Origin of the sequence: Paenibacillus sp. 11B (genome assembly GCF_030487755.1) — a bacterium.
Taxonomy (GTDB): Bacteria; Bacillota; Bacilli; order Paenibacillales; family Paenibacillaceae; genus Paenibacillus; species Paenibacillus vandeheii.
The window spans coordinates 1,157,081-1,179,963 of the sequence record NZ_JAUKNS010000002.1 but is presented as its reverse complement, the minus strand read 5'-3'; the positions used below and the strand labels follow the sequence as shown (position 1 = coordinate 1,179,963).

General features: G+C 46.8%; 16 protein-coding genes and 1 pseudogene. 10 read left to right on the top strand and 7 right to left on the bottom strand.

What is annotated here, in order from left to right; translation table 11 throughout:
* The first annotated feature begins 79 nt into the window (after nucleotides 1–79).
* Nucleotides 80–2,200, top strand: a complete 2,121-nt coding sequence (locus tag Q0V21_RS13675; RefSeq protein WP_301879358.1) for an alpha-galactosidase — start codon at nucleotides 80–82, stop codon at nucleotides 2,198–2,200.
* 65 nt (nucleotides 2,201–2,265) lie between these two features.
* On the opposite strand, the gene Q0V21_RS13670 is transcribed toward Q0V21_RS13675, so the two are convergent.
* Entirely contained in the window at nucleotides 2,266–4,023 is a 1,758-nt protein-coding gene (locus Q0V21_RS13670; protein WP_052016514.1) for a cache domain-containing sensor histidine kinase, read from the bottom strand.
* 222 nt (nucleotides 4,024–4,245) lie between these two features.
* On the opposite strand from Q0V21_RS13670, the gene Q0V21_RS13665 reads away from it, so the two are divergent.
* From Q0V21_RS13665 to Q0V21_RS13655, 3 genes are all read left to right on the top strand, one after another.
* Nucleotides 4,246–5,202, top strand: a complete 957-nt coding sequence (locus tag Q0V21_RS13665; RefSeq protein ID WP_024629283.1) for an ABC transporter permease — start codon at nucleotides 4,246–4,248, stop codon at nucleotides 5,200–5,202.
* A 28-nt stretch (nucleotides 5,203–5,230) separates the two neighbouring features.
* Nucleotides 5,231–6,121, top strand: a complete 891-nt coding sequence (locus Q0V21_RS13660) for a carbohydrate ABC transporter permease (protein WP_029880772.1) — start codon at nucleotides 5,231–5,233, stop codon at nucleotides 6,119–6,121.
* A 133-nt stretch (nucleotides 6,122–6,254) separates the two neighbouring features.
* Nucleotides 6,255–7,859, top strand: a complete 1,605-nt coding sequence (locus tag Q0V21_RS13655) for an extracellular solute-binding protein (protein WP_301879352.1) — start codon at nucleotides 6,255–6,257, stop codon at nucleotides 7,857–7,859.
* Nucleotides 7,860–7,940: 81 nt separating this feature from the next.
* On the opposite strand, the gene Q0V21_RS13650 is transcribed toward Q0V21_RS13655, so the two are convergent.
* On the bottom strand, nucleotides 7,941–10,379 hold the full coding sequence (locus tag Q0V21_RS13650) for a glycosyl hydrolase family 95 catalytic domain-containing protein (RefSeq protein ID WP_301879351.1): 2,439 nt from the start codon (nucleotides 10,377–10,379) through the stop codon (nucleotides 7,941–7,943).
* A 211-nt stretch (nucleotides 10,380–10,590) separates the two neighbouring features.
* Here Q0V21_RS13650 and Q0V21_RS13645 point away from each other — a divergent pair, with 211 nt between their 5' ends.
* Together Q0V21_RS13645 and Q0V21_RS13640 are read left to right on the top strand one after the other, a co-directional pair.
* The gene (locus tag Q0V21_RS13645) at nucleotides 10,591–11,487 is read left to right on the top strand and encodes an AraC family transcriptional regulator (protein ID WP_301879350.1); all 897 of its coding nucleotides are present in this window, start codon (nucleotides 10,591–10,593) and stop codon (nucleotides 11,485–11,487) included.
* Between the two features lie 76 nt (nucleotides 11,488–11,563).
* On the top strand, nucleotides 11,564–12,517 hold the full coding sequence (locus Q0V21_RS13640; protein ID WP_285074457.1) for a divergent polysaccharide deacetylase family protein: 954 nt from the start codon (nucleotides 11,564–11,566) through the stop codon (nucleotides 12,515–12,517).
* On the opposite strand, the gene Q0V21_RS13635 is transcribed toward Q0V21_RS13640, so the two are convergent.
* The gene (locus Q0V21_RS13635) at nucleotides 12,492–13,265 is read right to left on the bottom strand and encodes an N-acetylmuramoyl-L-alanine amidase family protein (RefSeq protein ID WP_301879348.1); all 774 of its coding nucleotides are present in this window, start codon (nucleotides 13,263–13,265) and stop codon (nucleotides 12,492–12,494) included. The two genes, Q0V21_RS13640 and Q0V21_RS13635, sit on opposite strands and share 26 nt — an antisense overlap.
* A gap of 194 nt (nucleotides 13,266–13,459) precedes the next feature.
* Between Q0V21_RS13635 and Q0V21_RS13630 the strand changes: the two genes are divergently transcribed.
* On the top strand, nucleotides 13,460–13,684 hold the full coding sequence (locus Q0V21_RS13630; protein ID WP_301879347.1) for a YqzE family protein: 225 nt from the start codon (nucleotides 13,460–13,462) through the stop codon (nucleotides 13,682–13,684).
* Nucleotides 13,685–13,785: 101 nt separating this feature from the next.
* Here Q0V21_RS13630 and Q0V21_RS13625 read toward each other — a convergent pair whose 3' ends face one another.
* The 3 genes from Q0V21_RS13625 to Q0V21_RS13615 form a co-directional block, all read right to left on the bottom strand.
* A complete protein-coding gene (locus Q0V21_RS13625) occupies nucleotides 13,786–14,835 on the bottom strand; it encodes a hypothetical protein (protein WP_301879346.1) in 1,050 nt (349 codons plus the stop codon).
* A gap of 185 nt (nucleotides 14,836–15,020) precedes the next feature.
* Entirely contained in the window at nucleotides 15,021–16,250 is a 1,230-nt protein-coding gene (locus Q0V21_RS13620) for a YqhG family protein (protein ID WP_301879345.1), read from the bottom strand.
* Between the two features lie 2 nt (nucleotides 16,251–16,252).
* Nucleotides 16,253–18,013, bottom strand: coding sequence for a DEAD/DEAH box helicase (locus Q0V21_RS13615; protein WP_301879344.1), 1,761 nt, complete (start codon nucleotides 18,011–18,013; stop codon nucleotides 16,253–16,255).
* Nucleotides 18,014–18,226: 213 nt separating this feature from the next.
* Between Q0V21_RS13615 and Q0V21_RS13610 the strand changes: the two are divergent.
* Nucleotides 18,227–18,895, top strand: a pseudogene (locus Q0V21_RS13610) (HAD family hydrolase); the annotation flags it as partial.
* Between the two features lie 51 nt (nucleotides 18,896–18,946).
* Here the strand turns inward: Q0V21_RS13610 and msrA are convergent.
* Entirely contained in the window at nucleotides 18,947–19,462 is a 516-nt protein-coding gene (msrA, locus tag Q0V21_RS13605) for a peptide-methionine (S)-S-oxide reductase MsrA (RefSeq protein ID WP_301879556.1), read from the bottom strand.
* Between the two features lie 232 nt (nucleotides 19,463–19,694).
* Here msrA and Q0V21_RS13600 point away from each other — a divergent pair, with 232 nt between their 5' ends.
* On the top strand, nucleotides 19,695–20,255 hold the full coding sequence (locus Q0V21_RS13600) for a flavin reductase family protein (protein WP_024629295.1): 561 nt from the start codon (nucleotides 19,695–19,697) through the stop codon (nucleotides 20,253–20,255).
* Nucleotides 20,256–20,767: 512 nt separating this feature from the next.
* Nucleotides 20,768–22,858: an acyltransferase family protein gene (locus Q0V21_RS13595; protein WP_301879341.1), complete on the top strand. Its 2,091-nt coding sequence runs from the start codon at nucleotides 20,768–20,770 to the stop codon at nucleotides 22,856–22,858.
* Nucleotides 22,859–22,883 lie beyond the last annotated feature (25 nt).

Sequence of the window (22,883 nt, the reverse complement as noted above, 5' to 3'; positions counted from 1 at the left end):
TGGCTAATATAACTCCTGCTTCCTACAATAATATGTATGTTCACAATACACAGCACGAGGGTAACAGGAGCTCGAAAGGATGATAAACTTGACGATTCAATATAATGAACAACAACGTATATTTGCAATACAGATGAAGAACTCGTCCTATATTTTTGGAATTAATGAGAGAGAACATCTCCAGCATCTATATTGGGGAGTCCCGGTGGAAATTGAAGACAGCGCTCCGTTGCTCCATCTACAATCCCATAGCTCTTTTGATGCAGAAGTCGAAGGAGAGGTAGAAGAGTATAGCTTCTGGGGAGGCGCATCTTACACAGAGCCATCTCTGAAACTGCGTATGCCTGATGGTGTCCGCGATCTTCAAGTAAGGTATGACCGTCACGAGATCATTGAGCACGAAGGCAGACAGACGCTGATTGTCACAATGAAGGATCAGGTGTATGCACTTGAAACGCAGCTGGTATATCGGGTCATCCCGGAATTCGACCTGGTGGAGCGTTATACGAATATCGTAAATACGGGACAGGAAGCTATCGTGCTGGAAAGCATGCAATCCGCAGCCTGGACCCTGCCCTATCTCCAGGATTATCGCCTGACGCATGTTACGGGTAAATGGTCGGGTGAATTCCAACTGCGCAATACCGTTTTGACTGAGGGGAAAAAGGTGCTTGAATCACGGAGAGGTTTCACCGACGGTCATGCCAACCCCTGGTTTGCTATTGATGACGGTCTTTCGACAGAAAGCGGCGGCGGGGTATGGTTTGGCGCTCTCGCCTGGAGCGGCAACTGGAAGATTGTTGCCGAGAAAACGCCGTTCACACATGTCCGGGTAACGGGCGGTATCAATGATTTTGACAATGAATGGCTGCTGGGTGCAGGGGAAACGTTCGAGACGCCTGTCTTTGTTGGCGGATTTAGCCCTGAAGGCTTTGGCGGCATGAGCCACCGCTTGCATCAGTACCAATATGATTACATACTGCCGCGCAGTGAATTCGGGAAAGTGCTGTACAACTCCTGGGAAGCTACCTACTTCGATGTGAACGCACAGGACCAAATGGCGCTTGCCGAGCGGGCGGCCAAGATGGGTGTGGAGCTGTTCGTCGTGGATGACGGCTGGTTCGGGCAGCGGCATTCCGACCGTGCGGGGTTAGGCGACTGGAACGTGAACAAGGAGAAGTTCCCGAACGGTCTTGTGGAGCTGATTGACCGGGTTCACGGACTTGGGATGGAATTTGGCATATGGGTGGAGCCGGAGTCGGTCAACCCGGATAGTGATCTCTACAGAGCGCATCCAGACTGGGTATATCATTTTGAGACCCGGGGCCGTACGGAGCTTCGCAATCAACTGCTGCTGAACATTTCCAAGCCGGAGGTCAAGCAATACATTATTGATTTTATGACCGAACTGCTGGGCAATCATGAGATCAAGTTCATTAAATGGGACATGAACCGGACCATCACGGAGCCGGGTATGAAGGATCACCCCATTAACCGCCAGAAAGAAGTATGGGTAAGGCATGTCCAGAGCCTGTATGATATCTGGTCACAGCTGCGAGCCAAGTTCCCGAATGTGGAGTTTGAGACTTGCGCGGGAGGGGGTTCCCGGATTGATCTGGGTATCTTCCGTTATGCCGACCAGTCCTGGCCGAGTGACAATACGGATGCGTTCGACCGTCTGAGCATTCAGGAAGGCTTCTCGTATACGTATGCACCACGTATGATGACCTGTTGGGTAACCGAGTCGCCTACAGGAATGAATGGCAGAAACGTCTCCCTGAAATATCGTTTCCACAGTGCCATGATGGGCACGCTTGGTATTGGTTCCAATCTGAACGAGTGGAGTGATGAATGGATTGAGCAGTCCAGGGAATTCATTGGTCAGTACAAAGGCATTCGCCACCTGGTCCAGTTCGGCAGACAGTTCCGTCTGACTGCGCTTCGTCATAAAGGGGTTACAGCTGTCCAGTACAGCAATACGGAAGGAAGTGATCATGTGCTGTTCGCTTTTCTTCACTCGCAGAAGCTGGGTGAACCGTTACCAAGACTGCGTTTGGCAGGGCTTCAGGCTGACAAGAGTTATCTCATTGAAGAGCTGGGGTTATCGGCCAGTGGGCGTGCGCTGATGAACATCGGAGTAGAACTGCCCCTACGCGGCGATTTCGACAGCTTGGTGTATCGTATCCGTGAGCAGGTGTAATAACTCTATAGCATGGTTTAAAAGGAGTGCTTTGCAAGCCAATCGTGGCAGCATTGCACTCCTTTTTATTGAATCTCTTTTTGAGGCAGACGGATCTGGACCGTGGTTCCCATGCCTAGTTTGCTATACACTTTAACACCGTAGTATTCACCGAATTTCAGCTTAATCCGCCGATCCACATTCGAAATGCCATAGCCTCTTCCTTCTTTCTCTTCAAACAAAGACTGAAGCGTCTCACGCCGCATGCCCATTCCGTCATCTATGACAGATAAGACGATACTATGATTCTCAATGACGCCCTTGATATGGATATTCAGGGGCCGATCCTGATTCCAAAGTGCATGAATCACAGCATTCTCTACAAAAGGCTGTAACGCAAGCTTCACGGTGGAGTAAGGCAGGATCGATTGATCGATCGTGTAGATGATATTCAGCTTGCCCTTAAACCGAATAAGCTGAATGGCATTATAGCTCTGCGTCAGCTTCAATTCCTCATTGATGGTCAGGATGCTCTTTCCTTTATTCAGGGATATCCGATAGAACTTGGCCAGATGAAGAACCATATCCTGAATCTGAGGATCCTGATGCTTTACGGCCAGAGAGGAGATCGAGCCGAGTGTATTATACAGAAAATGAGGATTGATCTGAGCTTGAAGCAGGTCAAGCTCGGCTTCCTTGCTCTGCAGTTCTTTCTGGTAGACCTCTGTAACCAAACTTTTCAACCGGGTTGTCATCTGTTCGAATGCAAAGTGAAGCTGTCCGATCTCATCACTGCCCATTTGTTCCTCATGGGTAGGGTTGAAATCCCCCCGTTCAATGCGCCGAATCATCCGAATTAATGTCCTGATGCGTTTGCTGAACAGCGAGGCGGTAATATAGATGAGCAGCAAGGCCACGCCAATGAAGCCCAGTGAAATTTTGATAATAAGCTGAGAGAGAGATTTGGCATCCTTGATAATACTGTCATAAGGAAAGATGGACACCGTTTTCCAGCCATTTTTGAGCGTGTTATACACCGCTAGAGCCTTCACCCCTTGATACGTTGTATCAAATCTGCCTGAAGGCGTCTCATCAAAATTCTGATGAAGTAGCTTGGGCAGGCTTGTGTTGATCAACTGCTTGTCCGCTGAAGACAGAATAATGCCCTTGTCGTTTATGATAAAGATGTCTTTGCCGCCTGCTTCTTTTTCCATGAGAGAATAGATGACAGACTCGGAAATTTGAAAGACCAGCATCCCGTAGGGGTACTGATTACTATTGTTGTTCAGTAGCCGGGCGAGCGTAAACATGGCAGGACCATTCTCTGTCTGTGGCGATGAGAGATGAATAATGTTCCCGTAGGATTGTTTTAACTTGTGGAACAGTTCCGTGTTTTCAACTTCGGGTGTAATTGGCCTGATATAATAATTGTCTTTGGGCAGCGATAGATTGTCTGAATAAATGAATGCGCTATCAAAATCAGGGTAGGCAGCCATCACGGTGTCAATTCGATTGCCAATGTAATTATAGACATCCAAATAGGAAGGATCATCCTGATATTCGTTCGTAAGGTAATTGGCAAGGCGGTTATCCAAATAAATGGAAGCAGAAATATGTTCGTAGCTGTCCAGTTTATTCTCCAGATTTTTAGTGATCTGAGCGGTTGAGTTCGTCATGTTGATGTAGATTTGCTCGGTAAGTTTCGTTTTGGTAAGTTCATACGAAAAATAAACCAATAGCATCATCGGAATGATGGTGACTAGTACAAATACCATAAATAATTTGGAACGAAAGCTCAGGTTAACAAAAGGCATGTATATGTATTTTCGATAGAATTGGCGCATCGGGAAGCCCTCTCTTGACTGATTATTCGTTGCACAGTTCATCATAGCAGAGTGATTATGGAAATCCAATCCTCTCTTTGCACCAAACATCTTTAAAAAGCGGTATCTTTCGGAGAATTCGACTATGGCATGCGATCTGCGTCAAATTTATGATAAATAGGAGAGAAGTTGAATCAAGATATGGCCGGCCATGCTGCTGTATAGAAAAAGGGAGGGTGTTTAATGCATAAGGTAAGCGCAATCAAAACAGTCAGGAGCAATAATCTGATAAGCAGACTTAAAGAGCAAAAATGGTTATTCGTGCTTATGCTTCCTGCCTTCATTGCGACATTGCTATTTTCCTATGGTCCGATGTTTGGACTGTATATGGCGTTTACGAATTATCAGCCGGGTGGAGGATCGTTTTTTCATCAGTTCTTCCATGCCGAATTTGTAGGTTTCCAGTGGTTTGAGTATTTCTTTACAACAGGAGATTTCTATCGGGTTATGCGTAACACGCTTGCAACAAGCCTGCTGACCCTGTTCTTCGGATTTCCTGCGCCGATCATTCTCGCGCTTGTGCTGAATGAAGCGAGACAGGGATTTTTCAAGCGCTTTGTACAGACGGTTTCTTATCTGCCGCATTTTATCTCATGGGTTATTGCAGCCAACATTGTAATTACGCTGCTGGCTTCAGATGGAATGCTTAACAATATTCTGGTTCTGCTGGGCGTTGTCAAAGAACCGGTCGCATTTTTGCAGAACGGGCCTCTATTCTGGTGGATTATCGCACTGTCGAACATGTGGAAAGAGATGGGTTTTAGCGCCATTATGTATCTCGCCGCAATCGCTTCCATTAATCCGGAGCTCTACGAAGCAGCAAGGGTGGACGGAGCGAGCCGATTTAAGCAAATGTGGCATATTACGCTGCCTTCCATGCGCCCTACCATTGTCATATTGGCTATTCTCGCGGTCGGAGGCATTTTGAATGCAGGATTTGAACAGCAATACCTGCTGCAAAATAATACGGTGCTTGAATACTCCGAAGTTATTGATATTTATGCCTACAAATACGGACTACAGAACAGCATGTTCTCTTACGGGGCTGCTGTGGGAATGTTCAAATCCGTTGTTGCCTTTATTCTTGTCCTCATCGTGAACCGGATTTCCAGAAAAGTGAACGATCAGGCGTTGTTCTAACTATAAAAGACAGAGGGGAGCGCTTGTGATGATACTGAACAGATTCGGGGATCGTATTTTCAAAATCATTGTGTATTTCATTCTTATTCTCGTATTACTGGTTACATTTCTTCCGTTTTGGAATATACTCGTTCTTTCATTGAACAGCGCGGAGGATACGGTACGGGGCGGTGTATACCTGTGGCCCAGGGATTTGACCTTGGACAGCTATCAGCAGATTTTAAAAGATAGTGAGATCTTAAACGGGCTGTGGGTAACCGTCAAACGAACGCTGATTGGCGCACCGCTGTCGGTTCTCGTCATTACGATGCTTGCATATCCGCTAAGTCGGCGGAATCTGATTGGTCGTAAAGGCTGGAACCTGTACTTTATCTTTACCATGTATTTCAGTGGTGGACTCATTCCGTTCTACATGGTGCTTAAGGCACTGAATATGATAGATACATTCTCGGTATTTATTTTGCCAAGTTTGATGAATGTCTTCTATATGATTATTGTCCGTACCTTTATGGAGCAGCTGCCCCATGAGATTGAAGAATCGGCGAGGGTGGATGGCGCTAACGATCTGACCATTTTCTTCCGGATTGTGATGCCGCTGACAACACCTGTACTTGCAACGGTGGGCCTTTTTCAAGCAATTGGGCATTGGAATGCCTGGTTTGATTCCTATGCGTTTACCTACAGCTCGGATCTGAAGACCCTGCAAGCCGTGCTCGTCAAAATATTGAACCAATTTCAGACTGGTGGCATGATCTCACAAACGCAAATGCTGGCCAACTCGGCCAAACGAAATGCGGTTTCCAGCGATACCATTCGAATGGCTGCTACCATGGTAGCCACCTTACCAATCGTTATGGTGTACCCGTTCCTGCAAAAATACTTTGTTAAAGGCATGACTTTGGGAGCGGTGAAGAGTTAATCTATTCCATAATCCGGTTGCAGGGAAGGCTTGTCCGGTGGCCTCTCTCTGAAAGGGGGTGGGCAGAGATCGTTTTGGAAATGCTCAATCTAGCACTACAGGAATTTATTCATTGGGAGGAATTAGGGTGTCAATGACAAAGACAAAAAAATGGATGACTATGGGAATTACAGCTGCATTAGTCGTTGGTTTGCTGGCGGGCTGCTCATCCAATGACGGGGAGAACAATACAGCGGGTAAAGATGGTGATCAAGGGCCGATTACGCTAACCTGGTTTGACGGCAATACCAAAGGAGAACCTTTTACGGATGCGGTTGCCCAGGAAATTACCAAAAAGACGGGCATAGAGATTTCCATCCAACAACCAACGGGTAATCCAACGGAAAAACTGAGCCTGATGCTCGCCAGTGGTGACTATCCGGATGTGGTGGTCATGAGCCGGGGAGATGCTTCCCTCGATAAGTACATTTCAAGCGGCGCATTCATTCCACTGGATGAGTTAATTGAAAAGTATGGTTCTGATCTGAAAGAAATGTACGGCGAAACCTTGACCAAAACACGTTATACAGACGGCAAGAACTACTATCTGGCAAACTGGTATGGACTCGACAGTGATCCGGTCTTCGGTATGCTGATGAGACAAAACCTGCTGGAAGAGTTTCTTCCAGACCAGGCAGATGGTTCGAAGCCACTCACAACGGATGAGTTTGAAGCTCTACTGAAAAATTTTAAAGAAAAATACAAAACGATTGATGGCAAAGAGTCCATCCCCATGACCATGAACGGTGAGAACATGGGTGCGAATCTCGGAACTTTCAAAGGCATGTGGGGCTTAAAAACGTATTATGATAACAACGGACGTCTGCAATATGATGTCAAGGACCCCAAATATCGTGAGATGCTGTTATATATCAATCGCTTATATAGAGAAGGTCTGATTGAGAAGGAATTTGCTATTAGCAAAACGCAGACCTGGATTCAAAAGCTGACGACTGGTGCGGTGTTCGCTACACCAGGTGCTTATTGGGACCCAGGTAACGGTAATGCGGCCCTGAAGAAGGACGGCGGGGAAAAGAATCAGTTGTTTGCATACAAGGTTGTTGCTCCGGGCGTAGATCCGGCTCAAACGACATTTGGCCCAAGAAGCTCGCTTGGATGGGATGCCATTGCTATTACCAAAAACAACAAACACCCGGAAGAAACCATAAAGCTGTTTAATTATCTGGCGAGTGATGAAGGACAGCATTTGCTGCTGTGGGGTAAGGAAGGCGAGCAATATACGATGGTGGATGGTAAGCGACAACCAGACCCTGCATTCCTGCAAAGCTTCAAGGATAACTGGGATGACACGGTGAAGAAAAGCGGTGTTCGTAAATGGTTATGGTTTATCAAAAATGGTCTGGATCCGAATGGACAGCCGTATGACATGGCGGTTAAATTCCAGCGTAGTGAAGTGGATGAACTGGCCCTCAAGAGTCTCGGCGATTCCGTATGGGATACAGCACAGTATGATAACCTGAATCCGGATGGGGGAACACCTCAAGCACTGACGGCCCAGAAGGTGAAGGATATTATGGATCAGAGCATTACAAGAGCCATTATTGCCCCAAGTGAAGCTGAAGCCAATTCAGTATTTGACAAGATGCTGGAGGATATGAAAAAGGCCGGCGATGATAAAGTGGAAGATATTATTAACGAGAAATATGCTCAGCGTATGGAGCTGTGGAATTCTAAATAATTGAAGAGTAATTTTGGAAAAAGAAGCGTCCTGGGATGATCCGGGGCGCTTCTTCTTGTTGACCGCATTCTACACGATGCACTACACCTTCGCTTTAACAATAGTGATAATATCTCCTGTTACTGTTGTGATCTTGCCAATTGGACCAGACAACATATATTGCTCGCCGGATGAAAGAGTGCACATTGCCCCTTCTGTCCAAGGGATATAGAAGGAAAGGGAGCTGCCTGCTTCGCTCTCAATTTCAATCCAATCGGTTTCTCCATCCACGAAAGCTGCACTGACGAGGAATCCACCCACGGCACGGAGGGTGTGGAACTCTGCCCTCTGTTCGTTCGGCCAGTTAGGGAAGAAGCGCAGGTTTCCATTATAGCTTTGAAGAAGGCATTCATTAATTACAGCAGGCAGGGCGAAATTTTCGAACCAGATGCCCATGCGGGACATGAAATCGAAGTTGTCCGTGTCAGCATAGCGACCACCGCTCATCAGTACCCGGTCTGTGCAAGTTCCGTTTGGCAGCAGACAATACTGGATTTGACGCTTAAAGCGTTCCAAATCCAACACACCAAGCCGGGCTCCGGCAAGATGATAGAATACCAGTTCATTCCCACCTTCGTTGCGGTGGTTAAGGTAGGAGTTTACTGCGGTCTGGTATTCCTCCTCTGGTGAATGAAGCCCGTGGTCTTCGCCCGGAAATACGGTCGTAATCGGAATCGGGACGTTATACACCACGTCAGGATCCTCGCCCTCAACCGACACAAAGACTGGACCCTTGCCGGATCTGGCTGTGGGATAAGAAGGGAAATGGGACAAAATCTCCTTTACATTTTCCAGAAGCTTCTTCTCGGTTTCTACCCTTTCAAGAATACCGCACGCCTGGGTGAACGCATTGAATAGAAACCGTGTCAGTGTCAGGTCAATCAGGCCATCTTTGTTCTTGCCAAAACCGGGTGCAATCTCATACAGCTCCGGTACCACCGTCGGAAAAATGTGATAATTGTCATCTCCCCAGCGTTCCCCCTGTGCTTCTGGGCGTTTCATGTAATCGACCATGAACAGCACGGCTTCTTTCATGGGTTGAAATGCACGCTCACGTAGGAACGTCTCGTCCATGGAATAAAGATAGTGCCACCATAGACTTTGTACGGTCCAAGGCGTCTCACAGATTTCCCATCCCCAGTGCGGGACAGGGTAGGGCATCATGGACATCTCAACAGGATAGGCTGAGTGTGGGAAATAAGCTCCGCTCAGTCCGTAATAATCCCGTGCCCACGCTCGGCTGACAGGGAGTACATGATCAACCATATCCACGTAAGGAAGATGTTTGTCGAGATGGTTGCTGGAGAATGCGAGCCAGAATGGCTGCTGGGTGTTGTAATTCATGTGGTAATCCCCATGCCAGTCTGCGCCGATGGTTCGATAGCTCCAGTTGGCGAAAAGGCCAGGACAGGTCACGCCCTCTTTCACTGCACAGTTGAAAAAGTACAGATTGTGGTACCAGATCCGCTCCAAAAATTCATCTTCCAGTGCGACGGAGGAGCGGCTCCAATAATCCTGCCACATTGCAGTCGATTCTTCCTTAGCTTGAATATGAGAGGATAAATCTGGCGGAAGGGCTTCATCATCGATTTCATTATAAAGACCTTCCCATAGCTCTGCGCAGGCCAGAAAGCCGTGCTCATGTACTCCGGAAGGAGAGAGAATGGCTTCTGAAACTGGCTTGCGGAAGGGCTGTTCTTCAATCTTGGATAATCCAGATACGGTTACAGCGAGCCGGAAAGCCTTATCTTTTACCTGAGTTACATAAGGTGCAGATGGATGCTCCACATGCGGTAAAATTTGCGTAAATGACTGTGTGTTCGTATCTTTATCAGTTATAACTGCTGCTTGAGGGAATTCTGACGGTGTTTCGGGATCAGGAATCAGCTTAACCTCATTGAATAAGGCAGCCAAAGCGCCCGTATCGGCATCATACACGTTCATCCAGATCCGGTCGCGCTCTGCTTCTACAAAGAGCTCGAATACGACAGGTTTGCCGTCTAATAGGAAATCAACGGTACAAAGGCCATTGGCAATATCAATGGTATGGCCAATGATTTCAGCCTTTCGTCGATCATAGCGCAGTAAAAGCGATCCGCAGGGCATAGGCTTGGGATAAGCTTTACTGTAATTTTGCCCGGCAAGCTCACAATATTGTTTGTACCAAGGATGATCCGTCAATCGTTGCAAGTCGGCTGGAAGAGCAGTAAATCTGTCATAGACCTCTTGGAAAGTCATCAGCTCGTCACGGTGTTCTTCGGCGAGACGAATATCCCAAACATTGTTGTGTCCAAAATGGAGCATCATGGCGTCAGGTCGAGTTGTTACCACGATGCCCAATCCTCCGTTGCCGAGCAGTGCACCTTCGAAGAAATCCGGTGCAGGACCCGTGAAAGCAATCGGATGCAGCTTGGCCCGCTCATATCCGCTATTCTTATTTACCTCGTGTTTTGTCTGTGTTTGCATATCATTCTTTGGCACAAGTCGTCCTCCTCATGAAAGTCATGCGATGTACAGTTTTTACTGTATCTGAACAGCAGTTTGCTGTATTTAGCAAGACGTCCATGATTTGCACGATAGTCAGGTCAATTGGTGTACTGCTGATATGTACCTCTAGTGCCGAATTGTACCTTTCGGTCATGAAGATGAAAGGTTAACCTCAAGAGAAACGGAGTCGGAAAGGAAACTTCCCATGGATTTTGCATCCTTGCATCCCTATGTATATTTGGCGACACGATACTCTTTTGTGAAAGGACAGTCGAGTTCTCAGCGAATTTGCTATACCAGCTCCATTTACTTGATTAACGAAGGATATGGGGTATTAAGTACAAATGGTCACAGCAGCAAGCTTGGTCCGGGTTCCTTGGTCTATATTCCAGCGGGGCAGCTGCATGAATGGGTTGCTGATGCGGAGAATCCTATGATACACCTGTGCTGTTATTTTGATTGGCACTATGTGGAGCGCAAAGCTGTGTTTGATACAGCCTGTCCGATCTGTTATCCGCCGCAGGAGTTGCATCAAGCCTTTGTTGGCCCGGGCTTCCCTTATACGCTTAGGAAAAATTCAAAGGTGGAGTCGCTGCGGATTTGGCAGGATCTGTTCCAGGATTTTTATAACAGCGGGTCATTCACCAACGAGCAAACCTTTATGCGCAGCTTGATGATTCAGCGTAATTTTCAGACGTTTATTGACTATTTTCTGAACTGCTGCATGCGGAAGGACGATTTAATTCCAGATCATCGGATAGGTCATATACTTAAAATGATGGAACAGGACTTACTTCACGGAGCACCCAAGCCACTGGAGATTTATTACAAAAGCCTCAATATGAGCCGAGGACATTTTTTCGAGTTGTTTCGAAAATCTACCGGATACTCTCCCATTCAGTATATGAATCACTTTCGTATTGGACGGGCGAAGCATGATCTGCAACATACGACACTAAGTATCACACAGATCGCAGAAAAATATCATTTTAGCTCCGTTCATTATTTCTCCAGACTCTTTCATCAACTGACAGGTCAGGCCCCGCGCCAATATCGCTTACAGCAGTCCAAGACTGTGGCCTTAGGTGCTCCATTGGAATGAACAGGCTTTTTTTGTCTACATATTCCCCCTTCATTGTTCAAATAATGATGGGACAGAACAAAGGAGGGAACGATGGATGAATAAGGCCGAACGAAAAGGGTGGTCCTGCACCTGGAAATTTAAATTGTCAGTGGTGTTGACAGGTACGATATTAATGGTTTATGGTACGGGCCTTTCTGCCAGCAGTGCGGAATCACAGCTTCGTTCAGGACAGGCACCAGAGCAAGTGATAACGGAGCAATCTTCAATGCAAGTACCTGGGAATTCAACTTCAGGTTATACATCATCAGAAACTCCAGCAAAACCAACCCAGCATAAACGAATGGCGATCATTATTGATGATGCGGGAAATGACATGAAAGGTACTTCTGAAATTTTGGCAACGCCGGTGAAGTTGACGTTGGCCGTGATGCCATTCCTGCAAACGACAAAGAAAGATGCGATTGCGGCGCATGAAAAAGGAATGGATGTCATTGTTCACATGCCCATGGAGCCGAATAAGGGACGACCAGAATGGCTAGGTCCAGGTGCGATCACTTCGAATCTGACGGATGAAGAAGTACGTGATCGAGTGGAGAAGGCCATTGATGAGGTTCCATATGCCATCGGCATGAACAATCATATGGGTTCCAAAATTACGTCTGACAAACGCATCATGTCCATTGTATTGGATGTATGTCGAGAGCGAGGGCTGTTTTTTGTGGATAGTCGTACCAATTTCCGCTCCGTAGTTGGGGAATTGGCCATCACCAAAAATATGCCACCTATCGGCAACGATATTTTTTTGGATGACCATAATTCCAAACAACATATACGCAAGCAAATGGATCTGGCGGCCAAGCGTGCCATGGACAAGGATGTGTGTGTCGTGATCGGCCATGTTGGCCATACCGGATTAAATACCTCTGCTGTAGTCCATGAATCCGTCTCCCGACTCAAAGGTCAGATTGAGTTCGTCGGCATTAGCGATCTGGTTCGTGATGTTTGGCATTGGCAAGCCGAGCCTAAACTGCCGACAGATAATAAATAATGCCATTTGCGATGGACTGTGCGATCCGTTTCTGTTGTTTAGGATCACTGATCATCGCGCGATCGCGTGCATTGCTCAGAAATCCGGTTTCAACAATTACAGCGGGTTGCTTCACATGATTTAACAGGTAAAAGGGCTTGCCCCATACGACATCGCGTTGTGTCTCGTACAATTGATTAAGTTCATTCTGAATGGAGCTTGCCAGCATGTAGCTGCGTCCTTCATTCTGATACAAAACAACCGGGCCTCGTGTAGACGATCTGGGACTCCAATTGGCATGGATACTGACGACGATGTCGGTGCTGACCTCTTCGCTAAGGCTTTTGCGTTGTGCCAAATCCTTGCGATGGCGTGAGCGACTGTTTAACCAGCGATTTTCGTCACTCAGCGCATAATCTCCAAGTCGGTTGATGATGACCGCATAACCCTTGCTGCGAAGCAGGAGATACACCCTTTGGCTAATGGCCAGGTTGATGTCTTTTTCCAGTACTCCGTGGTCTGTTGTTCCACCATCAATGCCGCCGTGACCGACGTCCAGAAGGATTACAGGTGCTGCAAACGCATGATGAGTGGAATGATAGGCATCTCCATCGGTTACCGGCAGCATGGATGGGCTTATGGGTGATCGTTGTGAATATAAAGTAGGCAGATGGGTTGGTGTGACTTTCGCCGCGCCGGCGTGGGAGTTCACGGGAATGCAACTGATGCTGATTAGCAATGCCATCAATGCGGCCAGCAGCTTATACATGAGAATACACGCTCCTTTTTGAAATAGGCATCTTATGCCATGAAGTAGTGGATGGATACCTTTGGCATTAGACTGTGCATTCTTCTGTTTTTCATACTCCTCCCAGCAAAAAAAATGTTTATCGATGATCGGTTCTGCACACAATAGAGGTAACATAAGCCCCGGCTATGCCGGAGCTAAAGGAGGCAATGGTTATGGCCAAAAGTGATGAGCTGGTGAAATACATCACGCAAAGAGTCGTTCATTATATCGACACACCGAAGGATGAACGTAAAGCACGCACCAAAGCCAAAGAACCGTGGACCATGAAGTGGTTTGGAATGATTCCTTTTGCTGTATCCCTGTGGGTAGGGAAAAAGGAAAAAACGATGCATTCGCAGGGGGACATGCAGAAACGAAGCTCCTCCGGTAAAGGGTAAATCAAGAACTAACGCAGGTAGTAGCTTAGCTTCTCCCCACAGAAAAAGACGCATTCCTATGAAGAACCAGAGGAAGGCGTCTTATTTGTTATATGAATTATTCATGGTTTCACGGCATAGAAATTTCCGTCCCGCAGTAAGGTCTGAAGAGGTACAAATCGTCTTACCGAAGTCTTACCGCCAATAGCTACATACTGATTTTGAACTGTGCCACGGTCGTTACGCCAGATCTGATAACCACTGACGGGCAGAGGCCCGCCATATAGGACATTTTGTTGATCCGCAGAGAAAACGATCTTTTTATGTTCCTTCCATTGCTGATTTAATGTTTTCACTCCGGTGATTGAAACAGCATTGGATGTGATCCATAACAGATTGTCCGCGGGATCAAACAGCGGTTGCAGGTCCATGGAGTCAACAGATGTTGAGGCGACTTTAGATGTATCATCGGGTGTCATAACGACAGTTTGTCCAGATATTGGTCTTATGGACTTCAATCGTTTCGCAAACTGCTGTGAGTCCGTATCCAGTACATTCAGAACACCGGTTGGAAGGGTATCACCGTTGGTCGCGTCAATGTAGATTGCATCCTGATCAGGTCTTTCGACTTTCCAATAGGCCAGCAAGGGAAAAGCATAACGCAGTTGAAGCGCTCCACCGCCAGTAATTAGCTCCTTTAAGTCCAATTGCTGTCTATCCAGGGCTTGATCTAACAAGGAAATGTCGTACGGACGTTGTTCTCCCTGACCATACTCGCTAAGCTGCAAATTCCCCTGGTCGTTCGCTGAGATAATCATATAACCTACGGGTGAACCTTCAACATTAGCGTATACAAGCCAGCTGCGCGTCCCTGGCCCGAGGGGGTAAAAATCCAATTGAGCGTGATCCCAACGGTTTCCTGCATGTTCAGTAGCAAGGACGGTGGCTTGCTTGCGTGCAAACTGTTGTACTGCATCAGGGGCCAACGTGTCGGAATGAAGCTCAGCCGTACTTATGGCAGATGTAAAGGGTTGAAGCGATCTAGACGCATTTTGAATTCCAGCACCTTCGGCTTGCAATAAGGGGAGCAGGATCATTACACATAGAAGGCACACAGCAATGCCTGTAATTCGTCGCAATACGTTCCACACAGGGTGGAAGGGTCGTTTCATGCTAAACACCTACTTTTCTAGGGTACATATCATGACAAAAAGGACTTAACATCCTGTTGCATGATCGGTTCTAGTTTCATTCTAGAGGACAAGCTGTGCAAAGGTTGCTGCAACCTGTCGGGCTGCCCATCATGAATAAACACTACTTTTGCCGTCATTTGCGGGAAAAGTAGTGTCTTCGTCGTCTATCTTAAATGAAACATGCCGCTGCTAATGGCGGTCACCTTCACTTTAGGCTCATATTGCCAGATCATCTCGGTACGGCGCGTTTCGTATTGCAGCTTCATAGCTTCACGGTCTAACACCGCTTGTCGGGCTTTATCCTGTTCCGGGTCTGTTTCTGGTTCTGTCTGAGCCTCAGCTTCAGCCGCCAGTTCGACATCCAATCCGGCCGTTACCGTTACACCAGTTGATCCCATGGGCTGTAAATGTACATTCTGGATACGAGAAGGGCCGGAGCGAGAAGTTTGGATATGGACCGAAGGCCCCGTCCCCTCTTGAGCCTGAATAGTTGAACTCCCGTCTGTACTGGAGGCGGAGGTCACATCTACGTCGACCTCGGGGGTGTCCTCTCTAAGGACTGCTTCATAGTACGTATCCACGACAGCCAGTTCCAGATCAAGCCTTTCTTTGGCTTTCTCAGCCCAGCTATAGTCAAGTTCGAGCAAGCGGTTTGTCAAATGGGATTCCAGAGCTGCTCCGGCATCGGCTAGCGATATTTTGGCGGTCTGTACATGCATGTTCTCAGCCAGTCTTGGGCTGAGGTCACGCCTGTTCAGCTTCGAGCCGAACTTCTCAACAATTTCCCCTGTTCTGAGGGAGATGCCGATAAAATGAAGTTCCTCCTTTTTTAAATCACAGGCAAATTCCACTTTAAAACACACACCAAGCCATGGCTCATATACTGCTGGTGCGGTAGCGCGCAATTGGCGTTTTGCAGCCTGTTCGAACAGGTTGACAAATGCGCCGCCTTCACGCGCTGCATTGAAGATTTGTTGCAACCTGCGGCTGCCGTATACAACATCTTCTTTTAAAATCCGTCCGGGTCCCAGCTGAGGCAGAGAAGGGACAATACCGAAGTACCGACCTAGAATAGTCTCTTTGGGAGCCTCGGGGCTACCGGGACCGGCACCTGGTGGGGGTGGAGGAGCTAACTGTGCAGCTTTTGCTTCCTCAGCTTCCAGTGCCTGTTGATAGGCATCCGGATCAAAGACAAAGGTAAAAGACATCGTCTCCGCAGGTGCTCCGGTTCGCTCCACAAATCCCCAATAATACGGACGGTTGGTTAACGCCTTGTCGGCTTCAGGTGAAAGCTTTACCGTAACGTGGGCAGGGGAGCGCTCCATAATCTGACAATCTAGTGTTTCCAGGTAAGTGAGCACATACGCCTGCACTTCATGGGGTGTCATGGTCATGATCAGAGGCCTCCTTTGCGAAGGTCAAGCCCCGATACGACTGGTGCCTCATCTGCGACTTCACGCTGAATGGAATTCAGCGATTGTCCAAGCGAATCCATTTTACGGCGGATATCCTCTTCATTCTGTGATTCAAGCATGATTTTGTACAAACTTTTTTCGATGGATTCCTTCTTCTCCAGCCGCTCCAGAATGACATCCAATCCACCAATGACCATCTCGAACATATTGATCTTCTCATGAAGCAGGTTCAGAATATGCTCCTCGATTGTGCCTGTTGTCGAAAGGTTGTAGATGTTCACATCATTCTGCTGTCCCAGTCGGTGTACGCGACCGATCCGCTGCTCGACACGCATGGGATTCCAGGGCAGGTCGAAGTTAATCATGTGATGGCAAAATTGAAGGTTGATGCCCTCACCGCCCGCTTCGGTGGCAATCATCGCTTGTACGCGGCCGCGGAAGAGGTCCATCATCCAGTCTTTTTTACCCCGATTCATGCCGCCACGGTAGGGAACAGCGGTTAGGCCGTTGTTGCGAAAATAATTGAGCAAGTACTCCTGCGTGGCACGGTATTCCGTGAAAATAATAACCTTCTCATCCATTTCACGAACGAGTTCCATCGTTTTTTCCGCTTTGGTATTTTCCTTGATCGCTTTAATATGGGCAACGAGCTCCCAAATCTTGTCTCGAAGCGGAGAGTCCAGTGGAAGTTTCTTGGACAGATTGACCAGGGTTACAAACACGGCATCCCGGCTGCTGCACACTTCGCGCTGCAACGTCACCAGGGAGAGCATGCTGCTCAGGTTGCCGCCCGCTTCCTGATACTGATCTTTCACAAAAGAGGTTACACCATCGTAAAGGGCCTGTTCTTCGGCCGATAGCTGCAAATTCACATTGGATACGTTCCGTTTGGTAAACTGCACAGGTCCTTCTCCGCGTCGGTTACGGATCATGACTTTGGACAGCTCATCCTTGAGCTGATCCTGATTTTTCGGAATACGTTTGTCTACGACAAAATTGGCTGCAAAATCACCCTGACGGCCAAGCTGTCCCGGTTTGAGCAGGTTAATGAGATTGAACAGCTCACTCATGTCATTCTGAACCGGCGTAGCCGTGAGCAAAAGGCAGTACTTTTTCCGCAACTTCAGCATGAATTGATAGTTGGTCGTTTTTTTATTTTTGAGCTTATGAGCCTCGTCGATAATAATCATGTCGTAATCTGTATTCAGCAGCAAATCCTTATGGGGGTCACGCTTCGCTGTATCCATAGAGGCAACCACGATTTCATTTTGCCAGGAATAGGCCTTTTTCTGTGCAACCGCAGGGATGCCAAATTTGGAATTCAGCTCCCGGACCCATTGCAGCACAAGGGATGCAGGCACGAGAATCAGAACTTTGGATACGAGTCCACGAACCATATATTCTTTCAAAATCAGGCCAGCTTCTATCGTTTTGCCAAGTCCAACCTCATCGGCAAGAATGGCACGGCCTGACATTTCAAACAGTACTTTACGTGCAGTGTCCATCTGGTGTGGAAGAGGGGTGAGTCCCTGTAAATGCTTCAGACACTGGATTTCATCAAAGTTGGGAATCAGATTCGTCTCTTCGGCTTGAATGCCAAGTTGAAAGAGTCTGTAATCACCCCAAGGGCCGCCTTTATCAAGTCTGGACTCCAATTGGGTTAGCCAGCTGCGATCGAATTCAAGTGGAACGGGCAATTCTGCTGCAGGTTGATTGAGATGATGCGGGTTTTTCCGGTTCATGGTGCTTCCTCCCCTGCCATACGTGATGACGTTTTATTCGTAGGTCATAGTATGGACGAATGAGAGGCAGTTCATAACCAACCTTCGAATAAGGGGCGATTTTAATCAGGGAATCTGGAAGGGTTGTCAAATGATAGGTATTCACGTATGTTGATGAATAGTGACTTTACCTAAGTAGAGTGACGAGTTTATCTCAAGATAGATTCTGGTTATAAAGGGAGGAATCTGTTCATGCTTTCATTGATTTTTGATATGGATGGTACGCTATTTCAGACAGATCGAATATTGGAAACTTCTTTGCATGATACTTTTAATCATCTGAGATCAAAGGGTTTATGGGAGCAGAATACACCGATAGAAAAGTATCGTGAAATTATGGGAGTTCCTTTGCCCGTCGTTTGGGAGACTTTATTGCCCGACTACTCGGACCAAATCAGACAACAAGCCAATGAATGGTTTCATGAGAAGTTGATTGCGAATATTGAGTCAGGCCAAGGTGCACTTTATCCGTACGTAGAAGAGTTCTTTCAATACTGCAAAGAGAAGAGCATACCGATATACATAGCGAGTAATGGACAAATCGAATACTTGAGTGCCATCGTAAACTATTATCATTTGGATGAGTGGGTAACCGAAACATTCAGTATACAGCAGATTTCATCACAGAATAAGTCTGATCTCGTACGTGCCATCGTGGAGAAATATAAGATCACTAAAGGGCTGGTAATCGGGGATCGATTGTCTGACATTAGGGCTGCGAAGGACAATGATTTAATCTCCATCGGATGTAATTTTGACTTTGCTCAAGCCGACGAATTAGCTCAGGCGGATCAGCTTATTGATAACATCAGAGACTTGAAGGCCTTAATCGGTGTACTGTAAAAAGGATGCACAAAAAAGCGGCCACCTGTGCCGCTTTATTACTTAAAGAGTTTAACTCCAATATTTCTTGATAATTTCATCACGTCCGGAGTAAATCCGGGATTCTTTATAATATTTCGGATCTTTGCGATGGAAATTTTGATGATATTCTTCTGCCGGATAAAATACGGAGGCTTCCTCAATGGCTGTAACGACAGGTTTATCGAATCGGCCTGTTTTGCCCAGTTCCTCTCTTGATTTGAGGGCCAATTGGTGCTGCTCTTCATTATGATACAGGATGGCAGCCCGATATTGGCTCTTGCGATCATTACCTTGTCCGGTCGCATCTGTTGGATCGATCTGCGGCCAGTACAGTTCAAGTAATTTCTCATATGGGAAAAGGGCTGGATCAAAAGAAATTTGCACGACTTCCAAATGTCCCGTTTCTCCGGTCAATACTTGCTCATATGTAGGGTTTTCTACGGTTCCACCCATGTATCCGGATATAATCCCGTGAATGCCGGGCTGCTCTTCAAAAGGACTTACCATACACCAGAAACATCCCCCGGCAAACGTTGCTTTTTCAATCATTGCTAATCCCCATTTCTCAGTTGTGTTTAATCAAGATTACTATGAATGCTAGTCATAACGCAATCCATCGCGATATGTACTAAAAAACGATTTCTGTGTCTTTCTGACTGTAGACTTGTTATGAAGGAAGTAATTCTTTCTCATCCTTTACTTATATTGTATAATAATGGATGAGAAAGTGGTCTTTCACAGCTTTGAGGCTGATTGATAACGAAGAAGAGGTGATCAGGTGCGCAAACCGATAGATGAACCCTTGTTTTATTCATATCCCGGAATGGTAGCGGTAGTGACATCCCGTCATAAGGGATTGCAGAATGTCATGGCCTCAGGCTGGCATACCTATATTGGATCGTCTCCTGGAATTTACGGGATTTCGCTGCGGAAGGAAACGTACTCTTATGAGTTGATTGAGCAGAGTGGAGCTTTCGGAGTACATTTTCTTCCGGGTCATCATTCGGAGTGGATACAGGCTGCGGGAACCTTCAGTGGAAGAGACACAGATAAATTCTCGAAATTCGGGATTACATACGAAGAAGGAATCAAAGTGAATGTACCGATTCTAACCGAAGCTTACTTTGCTTATGAATGCAAGGTGATGGATATAACGACGTATGGAGATCATGAATGGATTGCAGGCGAAGTGTTACAACGGTATCAAGACCCCGAATACTTCCTGGACAATGGAATGGTTAATCTGGATAAATTGCAAATTCCAATGTACATAGGACGATCCTCTTATCGAATCCTTGATGGGGGCGCGGAAGAGAAGATTCATCCGTTTTACCTCTAGAGTCCTAGGCACCTAGATGCAATTATGAGCAAAACTTTCAATCCGGCAAGAGATAGGTTTATAATGGTTATTGGCTGCTGATCAAGTCGGCAGCCTTTTCCTATTGTTCGTTTATCTATTTCAGTCCCAACAGGGGGCTGCTCATATATGCAATAAAAGACAAGGTAATATTAGCCATTCCATGAAAAATGCTGTATTTAACAATAAAATTAGAGTATGATTTTACAGCTGTATAAGCTTGGCAGGAAAGGTTACATCGTTTCACTGGATTGTAACTATTACTGTAATTTGTGATGTTTCTTTCGGGCGTATAATGCTAAACGGGAGATAACGACAAAGATATAAAGAGATCGTACTCATAAAGCATCATGGTTAAGTAATACGTCTTCTTTATGTTGTAAATGAATGATGGAAGGTGCAATACGTATGTTAATGACAACCAGAACCACAAGGAGTTCTCGAACGCCCCAGACATGGATGATGTCGACTCACATTGTCAAGGAGGGGCTCGCATGTCACAATCGTTGAAAAGCAAGCGGCATATGAACGGACTGGATGGTTTACGAGCCATCGCAGTGCTTGCAGTTATAGGGTATCATCTGAATTTAGGTTTTATTCCGGGCGGTTTGCTCGGTGTTGGGATTTTCTTTGTTCTCTCAGGTTATTTGATTACAGACATTCTTTTGACACAATGGCAGGAGCATGGCCGGATATCCCTAGGAGATTTCTGGGTGCGAAGAGTAAGGCGCTTGTTACCCGGCATGATCACGATGACAGCAGGGGTGATGATTTGGCTGCTCTGCACAGATCCATCTCGACTCGCTGCCTTGCGTGGAGACATTGTCTCGGGAATATTATACATAAGCAATTGGTGGTATATCTTTCATAACGTTTCCTATTTCGAAAGTTTCGGCCCTCCATCACCCTTTGGACATTTCTGGTCGCTCGCTGTGGAAGAACAGTTTTATATCGTATGGCCCCTTCTACTGGTGGCAGCAATCGTTTTGTTCAAAAGAAAGGGATGGCTGGTCGTCTTTATTGTTGTAGCAGCTGAATTGTCTGCTGGTGCAATGGCCATCATGTATAATCCGGATCTGGACCCGAGCCGTGTTTATTATGGAACAGACACAAGAGCATTTGCTTTACTGGCCGGTGCTGCACTGGCCGTGGTATGGCCGAGTCGCAAGCTATCGTCGTCTCTTGCCAGCATGAATCGACTTGTTCTGGATGCGACAGGCTTAGCTGCGCTGGCTTTGTTAATTTACATGATGCTGAACACCAGCGAGTACGACCCTTCATTGTATCGAGGAGGAATGGTGCTTCAGGCCATAGCGACGACATTGCTCGTAGCTGTATTGGCTCATCCTTCATCCGTCCTGGCACGGATCATTGGCGCTAAGCCATTGCGTTGGATCGGGGAACGATCCTATGGATTATATTTGTGGCATTATCCTGTCATTATTCTAACGAGTCCAACAGTAGATACAGGTGGAGCGCATCCTGTCCGAATGGTTTTGCAGGTTGCAGCAACGGTTGCACTGGCCTCCTTGTCACTTAAATATATTGAGAATCCAATTCGTCATAACGGTTTTCGGGATACTTGGTCCCGGTTATGGGGAAGAGATCGCAATGCAACAGGAATACGTAACGTATGGTGGAAGCGCGCTGGATTGCTGATGAGCGTTCTACTGATGTCTTTTACAGTGTCACAGATGATGATTACGTCTGCTGCGAACTCTGACTCCCATTCGGTATCGATGTCGGCTACGCTGAATGGAGAACACTCCGTAACGGAGGAAAAAGGACAGGACGTCCTTCCAGCGACAGTGAGCACTTCCGGGACCGACCTACCTGCGCCACAGAAAAACGATAAACCAGCGGCGAACGCTGTAGATCCACCTGGTGAAGGAGAACAGCAAACGACGAAGCCGGAAAAAGAACCCGAACCTGAGAAAGCAAGTTCAGGTGAGGAAAAAGGATCAACTCCTGGTGACTCAAACCATGCTATTGGTAAATCAAAAGGCAGCATCGACAATCCGGGGAATCCAGAAGACAAAGGTAATGAACAACCGGATGATCCTGTCAATACGTCAGATTCGTCCACAGAGGAGGGGGAGACAGCCCCTCCAGCCAAAGACGGCAAGATTCATTATACGGTCATTGGGGATTCGGTTATTTTGGACGCGAAGCCTTATCTTGAACAAACCATTTCGGGCGTTCACGTGGATGGTCATATCGGCCGTCAGATGTGGGAGGCTGCCGATGTACTGGATGGCCTGAAGAGAAATAACCAAATGGGCAGTCAGGTTGTGCTGGAACTAGGGACGAACGGTTCATTCAATTCCAAGAGTTTGAATTCAGTGCTGGATTATTTGAAAGATGAAGAACATGTTTATCTGGTTACCGTGCGAGTTCCTCGCCCATGGGAACGAACGGTGAATAAAGCACTGAACGAAGCAGCTTCCGATTACAGCAATGTATCTCTTATTGATTGGCACACTGCAAGTGAAGGACACGATGAATATTTTGAAAAAGATGGTGTACATCTGACCAAGGAAGGTTCGGAAGCTTTTGCAGCACTTGTGAAAGACAGTATGAAATAAAACAGAAATAAAACAGAACAGAAAT

Coding starts and splice junctions, on each gene's coding strand:
- Q0V21_RS13675 (WP_301879358.1), top strand. CDS start 80: ATGATAAACTTGACGATTCAATATAATGAACAACAACGTATATTTGCA.
- Q0V21_RS13670 (WP_052016514.1), bottom strand. CDS start 4,023: ATGCGCCAATTCTATCGAAAATACATATACATGCCTTTTGTTAACCTG.
- Q0V21_RS13665 (WP_024629283.1), top strand. CDS start 4,246: ATGCATAAGGTAAGCGCAATCAAAACAGTCAGGAGCAATAATCTGATA.
- Q0V21_RS13660 (WP_029880772.1), top strand. CDS start 5,231: ATGATACTGAACAGATTCGGGGATCGTATTTTCAAAATCATTGTGTAT.
- Q0V21_RS13655 (WP_301879352.1), top strand. CDS start 6,255: ATGACAAAGACAAAAAAATGGATGACTATGGGAATTACAGCTGCATTA.
- Q0V21_RS13645 (WP_301879350.1), top strand. CDS start 10,591: ATGGATTTTGCATCCTTGCATCCCTATGTATATTTGGCGACACGATAC.
- Q0V21_RS13640 (WP_285074457.1), top strand. CDS start 11,564: ATGAATAAGGCCGAACGAAAAGGGTGGTCCTGCACCTGGAAATTTAAA.
- Q0V21_RS13635 (WP_301879348.1), bottom strand. CDS start 13,265: ATGTATAAGCTGCTGGCCGCATTGATGGCATTGCTAATCAGCATCAGT.
- Q0V21_RS13630 (WP_301879347.1), top strand. CDS start 13,460: ATGGCCAAAAGTGATGAGCTGGTGAAATACATCACGCAAAGAGTCGTT.
- Q0V21_RS13625 (WP_301879346.1), bottom strand. CDS start 14,835: ATGAAACGACCCTTCCACCCTGTGTGGAACGTATTGCGACGAATTACA.
- Q0V21_RS13620 (WP_301879345.1), bottom strand. CDS start 16,250: ATGACCATGACACCCCATGAAGTGCAGGCGTATGTGCTCACTTACCTG.
- Q0V21_RS13615 (WP_301879344.1), bottom strand. CDS start 18,013: ATGAACCGGAAAAACCCGCATCATCTCAATCAACCTGCAGCAGAATTG.
- Q0V21_RS13595 (WP_301879341.1), top strand. CDS start 20,768: ATGTCACAATCGTTGAAAAGCAAGCGGCATATGAACGGACTGGATGGT.